Origin of the sequence: Flavobacterium sp., assembly GCF_035760125.1 — a bacterium.
In the GTDB taxonomy this organism is placed as follows: Bacteria; Bacteroidota; Bacteroidia; order Flavobacteriales; family Flavobacteriaceae; genus Flavobacterium.
Genome location: NZ_DASTTN010000145.1, coordinates 1 through 7,340, shown reverse-complemented (window position 1 = coordinate 7,340; position 7,340 = coordinate 1). Strand labels below are relative to the sequence as shown.

The 7,340-nt window shown below is 34.0% G+C and carries 5 protein-coding genes and 1 pseudogene; 4 read left to right on the top strand and 2 right to left on the bottom strand.

Features of this window, described 5'->3' with window-relative positions; genetic code table 11:
* From secA to VFS71_RS05665, 3 genes and pseudogenes are all read left to right on the top strand, one after another.
* Window positions 1-1,667: pseudogene (gene secA / locus VFS71_RS05675) on the top strand (preprotein translocase subunit SecA); the annotation flags it as partial.
* Window positions 1,668-1,799: 132 nt separating this feature from the next.
* Window positions 1,800-2,156 (top strand): DHCW motif cupin fold protein, encoded by a 357-nt coding sequence (locus VFS71_RS05670; RefSeq protein WP_326399899.1) that lies wholly within the window; start codon window positions 1,800-1,802, stop codon window positions 2,154-2,156.
* Window positions 2,157-2,202: 46 nt separating this feature from the next.
* Window positions 2,203-3,495 carry a DUF389 domain-containing protein gene (locus tag VFS71_RS05665; protein WP_326399898.1) on the top strand — a complete coding sequence of 431 codons (1,293 nt, stop codon included), beginning with the start codon at window positions 2,203-2,205 and terminating at the stop codon, window positions 3,493-3,495.
* A 253-nt stretch (window positions 3,496-3,748) separates the two neighbouring features.
* On the opposite strand, the gene VFS71_RS05660 is transcribed toward VFS71_RS05665, so the two are convergent.
* Complete coding sequence (locus VFS71_RS05660; protein ID WP_326399897.1) at window positions 3,749-5,215, bottom strand: aminoacyl-histidine dipeptidase; 1,467 nt, start codon at window positions 5,213-5,215, stop codon at window positions 3,749-3,751.
* Between the two features lie 147 nt (window positions 5,216-5,362).
* Here VFS71_RS05660 and VFS71_RS05655 point away from each other — a divergent pair, with 147 nt between their 5' ends.
* Window positions 5,363-6,424, top strand: a complete 1,062-nt coding sequence (locus VFS71_RS05655) for a DUF3810 domain-containing protein (RefSeq protein WP_326399896.1) — start codon at window positions 5,363-5,365, stop codon at window positions 6,422-6,424.
* Between the two features lies 1 nt (window position 6,425).
* Here VFS71_RS05655 and VFS71_RS05650 read toward each other — a convergent pair.
* The coding region (locus VFS71_RS05650) for a lactonase family protein (RefSeq protein ID WP_326399895.1) at window positions 6,426-7,340 on the bottom strand (915 nt) is incomplete at its 5' end.

The window sequence follows — 7,340 nt, the reverse complement described above, 5'->3', positions numbered from 1 at the left end:
ATTATTTCAGAATGTACAACAAATTGGGTGGTATGACCGGTACAGCTGTTACTGAAGCTGGTGAGTTATGGGAAATCTACAAACTAGATGTGGTAGAGATTCCTACTAACAGACCAATGGCTCGTATTGACAAAGAAGATTACATCTACAAAACAACACGTGAGAAATTTAACGCTGTAATTGAAGATGTTACCGAATTATCAAATGCAGGAAGACCAGTTCTTATTGGTACAACTTCGGTTGAGATTTCAGAATTATTGAGCAGGATGTTGAAAATGCGTGGTGTAGCTCACAACGTATTGAATGCAAAAATGCACAAGCAAGAAGCACAAATTGTTGAAGAAGCTGGAAAAGCAGGTGTAGTAACAATCGCTACAAATATGGCTGGTCGTGGTACCGATATTAAATTATCTCCTGAAGTAAAAGCTGCTGGAGGTTTGGCAATTGTAGGTACAGAACGTCATGATTCTCGTCGTGTTGACCGTCAGTTACGTGGTCGTGCTGGTCGTCAAGGAGATGTGGGAAGTTCTCAATTTTACGTTTCTCTTGAAGACAACTTGATGCGTTTATTCGGTTCTGAAAGAGTTGCTAAAGTAATGGACAGAATGGGATTGAAAGAAGGTGAAGTAATCCAACATTCGATGATGACAAAATCTATCGAGCGTGCACAGAAAAAAGTTGAGGAAAACAACTTTGGTGTTCGTAAACGTTTATTGGAATATGATGACGTAATGAATGCTCAACGTGAAGTAGTTTACAAACGTCGTCGCCACGCCTTGTTTGGTGAGCGTCTAAAATTAGATATCGCAAATATGCTTTATGATACTTGTGAACTAATTGTTGACGAAAATAAAGCTAAAAATAGTTTCAAAGATTTTGAATTTGAAATTATTCGTTATTTCTCATTTACATCACCAGTAACACAAGAGGAATTTTCTAAATTAACCGAAATTGAAATTACAGGTAAACTTTATAAAGCAACCCTTGAATTTTATACTCAAAAAACAGAAAGAAGCGCTAGAGAAGCATATCCTATCATCAAGAATGTTTATGAGGACAGAGGGAATCAATTTGAACGCATCGTAGTTCCGTTTACAGATGGAATAAAAATGTTCAACGTTGTTACTGATTTGAAGAAAGCCTACGAAACTGAGGGAGCTCAACTGGTTGCCGATTTTGAAAAGAATATCACTTTATCAATTGTTGATGAAGCTTGGAAAAAACATTTACGTAAAATGGACGAATTGAAACAATCAGTTCAATTGGCCGTTCACGAACAAAAAGATCCATTGCTTATTTACAAATTGGAAGCTTTCAACTTGTTCCGTGGTATGCTTGATAATGTTAATAAAGACGTAATTTCATTTTTATTCAAAGGTGATTTACCTGCTCAAAATGCTCCTGTAATTGAAGAAGCCAGAATCGAGCGTCAAGTTGAAGATTACAAATTAAGCAAAGATGAAATTCCAAATAGCGAAAATACTAATCGTGAAGCTGGGGAAACTCAACAACGACAAGTAACTGAAACTATCGTTCGCGATCAACCAAAAATCAATCGTAACGATACGGTAACAATCCAAAATGTAGCCAATGGACAAATACAAGAAATGAAATTCAAAAAAGCCGAAAGTTTAATAGCTAGCGGAGCTTGGGTTTTAGTTTCATAAATAAAACAAAAATTTGATTTGAATCCCCAATTACGAAAGTAGTTGGGGATTTTTTTATTCTCCTCATTTTTAAATATTGAAAAGAAATGGCATTTTATTACTTAAATTTACTTTCAATAAAATACAAACTGAATGTACACCATACCTTTTCAAACTATAGATTGGGATCAAATAGAAACTACAGAGCACAAAGGAACGACAGGAACAGCCTATTGGCAAACGGTTCAATTAGACGGTCTTCGGATTCGAAAAGTCATTTATTCAGATAATTACAAAGCTGACCATTGGTGTCAAAAAGGCCATATTGTACATTGTTTAGAAGGCGAATTCAGCAGTGAACTTGATAATGGGGAAACTTATAAACTTACTCAAGGAATGTCCTACATTGTATCGGATGATTTAAGTTCACATCGTTCTATAACAGCAAACAAAGTCACATTATTAATTATTGACGGTGCTTTTTTAAAACCAAAAGGACAAGAACTTTAATCTAACTTCACCAACTTCATAGTTTTTTTTATAATATCAAATAAGTATGAACAGATTAATAAGCAAGCTCATCAATTTTGTTGACCTTCACAAGGGAGAAGAAGACAAAAAAAAAGTTTTAGAAAACATAGTAAGCAATATCTCTTTTCGAGGTTCCAATTTATGGATTTTAGCCTGTGCGATTGTCATTGCTTCAGTAGGACTCAATGTTAATTCGACTGCTGTGATTATTGGAGCAATGTTGATTTCGCCTTTAATGGGCCCTATCGTAGGAGCTGGTTTTGGATTGGGAATGTATGATTTTGAATTGGTTAAAAAATCAATCAAAAACCTTGCTATAGCTACATTTGTCAGTTTAATCGTTTCTACATTTTACTTTTATATTAGTCCGTTTAAAGAAGTTCAATCAGAACTTTTGGCTCGTACTTCACCAAATATATATGATGTTTTAATTGCATTTTTTGGAGGATTGGTTGGGGTCATTGCTGTAACAAGAGTCGAAAAAGGGAATCCCATTCCGGGTGTAGCAATTGCCACAGCTTTGATGCCTCCTTTATGTACAGCAGGTTACGGATTGGCAACCGAAAATTATTTATTTTTTGGAGGAGCTTTGTATTTGTACACTATCAATTGTGTTTTTATATGCATTGCCACCTTTATTATTGTGAAGTTTTTAAAATACCCAATTGCCAAACAAATTGATTTGAAACATCAAAAACGAGTAAAACAAGGAATTACAGTACTTCTTTTGATCATGATTATTCCGAGTGTTTATTTTGCATATCGATTATTTGACGAAAAAAAATACATACAACGAACAGAAGAATTTATTGAAAATGAGTTTCCTCAAAAAAAGTACACTCTTATTTATAAAAAAACAGATTATAATACCAATCCAAAAATTATACAATTGGCTTTTTTGTCTAAAAAATTCAGCACTGCAGAAATTAAATCCTTCAATCAGAAATTAAAAGAATATGATTTAATGAATACGCAACTCTTAATCAAACAGGACACTTTTGATTTAAAAAATGATATCCTAAATACCATCAATAACCATAAAAAATCTGGAGTCGATAAAGATGAACTGATTAATAATTTACAAAAAAAGATTTCAAATTATCAAGCCAACAATATAAAGGTCAGTAATGAAGTTACCATTCTATTTCCTGAAATTAAACCAATTGCCATTACACAATATGCGAGTAAAGACAAAACTATCCCTGTACTGTTATACAAAAGCAAAACTGAATTGAAATTGGATTCTAAAAAAAAATTAATGAGTTGGCTCAAGCAAAGATTGGAAAAAGATAGTGTAGAAGTTTACAGACAACGGTAATGATCTAATATTAAATCAAAAAAATGGGTACCTTTACTAGACTATATTCATTTATTAAAAAATAACTAAAAATATACTACTATGTCAAAAAGTCAAGACGCTAAGAAAACTGTCAAAAAAGAGCCTCTTAAAACCGCTAAAGAAAAAAAGGAAGAAAAGAGAGAAAAGAAAAATAGCCCGAAAAGGGATTAATTGCTGATATTGAAAAAACCCTCGTTTATTGCTAAACGAGGGTTTTGTTTTGTGTTTTAATTTAGTTCTTCGCTGGAATATTTTCTAAAATTTCCAACACAAATTTCCAATATTTTTGTGCAGAAGAAATACTCGCTCTTTCGTCTGGTGAATGTGCACCATGAATAGTTGGTCCAAAAGAAATCATATCCATGTCAGGATAGTTTGTTCCCAGAATTCCACATTCCAATCCAGCGTGACAAGCCGCTACATTTGGTTTTTCCCCGTTTTGTTTTTCATAAATGGAAACCAAAACATCTAATATTTCAGATTTAGGATTTGGTGACCAACCTGGGTATGAACCTGAAAATTCTACTTCACAGCCCATTAATTCAAATGCAGAACGTAAAGCATTGGCCATATCAAATTTAGACGATTCAACAGAAGAACGTGTCAAACATTGAACAGAAAGTTTCCCCTCTCCTACCACTACTTTGGCAATATTGTTTGAAGTTTCAACCAGATTATCAAAATCAGCACTCATTCTATAAACGCCATTATGAGCAGTGTACATCGCTCTAACGAAATAAAACTGTGCTATCGTTGGCATTACGGTTGCAGGAACTGTGTCTAATTTTTCGAAAACCACTTCCAAATTAGGTTCAGTTGTTTGAAATTCTGCTTTGATTTCGTTTACAATTTGTTGCATATCAAACACAAAAGCCTCGTCGTAAACAGCTGCAATGATTACTTTTGCTGTGCTTTCACGCGGAATTGCATTACGAAGACTACCTCCATTGATTTCAGAAATTTGCAATCCAAAATTATCAAAACCATCAAATAATAAACGGTTCATTATTTTGTTGGCATTCCCCAAACCTTTGTGAATATCCATTCCAGAATGTCCGCCATTAAGTCCTTTTACCATTATTGTGTATGCGACAGAACCCTCAGGAGTTTCTTCTTCGTCATATTCGGCAGTAGCAGTAACATCCATTCCACCAGCACATCCAATCCCTATTTCATCATCTTCTTCGGTATCCAGATTCAATAAAATATCTCCTTTAAGTATCCCACCTTGCAAATTCAATGCCCCAGTCATTCCAGTTTCTTCATCTATGGTAAACAAAGCTTCAATTGCTGGATGTGGAATGTCTTTACTTTCCAAAATTGCCATAATAGTAGCCACGCCAAGACCATTATCTGCACCAAGAGTAGTTCCTCTGGCACGAACCCAATCCCCATCTACATACATATCAATTCCTTGTGTATCAAAATCAAAAATAGTATCGGTATTCTTTTGATGCACCATATCCAAATGTCCTTGCAATACAAGTGCTTTTCTGCTTTCCATACCAGGAGTGGCAGGCTTACGAATAATTACGTTTCGGATTTCATCTTCAAAAGTTTCTAGTCCCAAACTGGTACCGAAGTTTTTCATAAACTCAATTACACGTTCTTCTTTTTTGGAAGGACGAGGTACCGCATTCAAATCGGCAAATTTGTTCCAAAGTGCTTTTGGTTCTAGATTTCTTATCTCTTGACTCATTCTGTTGTATATTTTTTAATTAAAAACGTTTAAAATAATAAAACCTCAAAGTTACAAACTCCTAAAGTTAGTTTTATAAAAGTTTTAATTTATTTTAAAATAAATAATCCATCAAAATTTGTTTCTTTACAATACAATTTATAAAAAATGAAACGAAGTTACATTCTCCCCTTATTCTTGTTGATACAAATTGTGATCCTAAAAATCATTCGGTTTTTCCCAAAATGCGTAGAGCTTTTTTACAGCAACGGATTGTATGTTTATTTCTCAAAACCTTTGAGAATAGTTTTTGGAAAAACTTCTTTCTCAGTCGGCGATTGCCTCTATTTTATTTTGATTGTATTGCTTATCAAATGGCTTTGGACAAAAAGAAAATCCTGGAAAGAAGAATGGAAAAACAATCTTTTGACAGTTTTAAGCGTTCTTTCCGTGTTTTATTTTTTCTTTCATCTTCTTTGGGCATTCAATTATTATCGTGAACCGTTGTTCGAAAAAATGAATATCGAAAGAGATTATACTGATGCTGATTTATTGCATTTTACCAAAAAACTGATTACCAAAACGAATGCTATCCAAAGTCAAATCACCAAAAATGATAGTTTAAAAGTGGTTTTTCCCTATTCGCAAAATCAAGTTTTTGAAATGAATCAAAATGGATATAAGAACCTGTCTAGAGAATATGATTTTTTCACTTACTCGCATTTGAGCATTAAGAAATCTCTTTTTAGTTTACCCCTCACCTATATGGGTTTTGGCGGTTATCTGAACCCGTTTACCAATGAGGCACAGGTCAATTATTTGGGCCCAATGTACAGCTTCCCGATGACCACTAATCACGAAATGGCACATCAGATGGGATATGCCAGTGAGAGTGAATGCAATTTTATTGGCTTTATGTCTTCTATAAAAAATGACAATTTGTATTTTCAATATTCGGGATATAGTATGGCTTTACGCTATTGTCTGGGTAATTGGCAAGTACGAAACGAAGAAGTATTAAAGCAATTACTAAAAACAATCCATCCCGGTATTTTGAAAAATTATCAGGAGAGTGAGGATTTTTGGGAACAATATCAGACCCCAATTGAAACGGGATTCCACGCTTTTTATGATCGTTTCTTAAAAATCAACCAACAAAAAGATGGTATGGACAGTTATAGCAAGTTTTTGAATTTGATGGTGAATTATTATAAAGAAAGGCCGTTTTAAATTACAGATATTCTTTAATTTGAACACAGGACGCATTTTTCACCTTCATTTCATTTCCTGTTTTCTTTAATAGTCCTGTAACGGAATCTCTTTTAAAAACCACTACATTTCCTGTAGATTGATTAGTCACTATTACAAATTTTCCTTTGGAATCAATTGCAAATATTCTTGGAGTTCTTCCAAAAGTAAGCTGATATCCCACGGTTTTTAATGTCCCATTATTTTCTATCGAAAAAATGGCAATATTATTTTCTTCTCCACGATTGGAAACATACAAAAAACGTCCATCGGGTGAAACGTGGATATCTCCACTATTAAATCCTTCTTTAAACTCATCGGTATGAGCTGTAATCCTTTGAATACTGTCCAATTTACCATTCGCATATTTATAAACACTTACTGTTCCTGTGAGTTCTTCAATACAATAGACAAATTTTCCGTTGGGATGAAAGGTAAAATGTCTTGGCCCACTTCCTAATACAGCTTGAGTAAATGGGTATGGCGCTTCTTGAAGTGGTCGTTTTTGAAGACTGTCAAATTGATAACATCTGATTTTATCTGCACCCAAATCGGGTAAAAAAATAAAATCATAATTGGGAGAAAACACGCTAGAATGAACGTGTGAACGGTCTTGCCGTTCTTTGTTAATACTTCCTTCTAAATAAGAAAAATTTTGAACAATTGGACTTATTGTACCAGTCTCAGTTATTGAATGAACTGCAACACTGCCTTCGGTGTAATTGGCATTTACAAGCCATTTTCCATTTTTATGAACGGAAAGATATACTGGATTTTCACCACCGCTTTTTTGACTGTTGATAAATGTCAAAGTTTTGTTTTGAGGTTTAAATTCAAAACTGCTGACACTTCCTCCATTTGGAGTTTTGGTATCTGTACAAGCATAAATATAATTGCC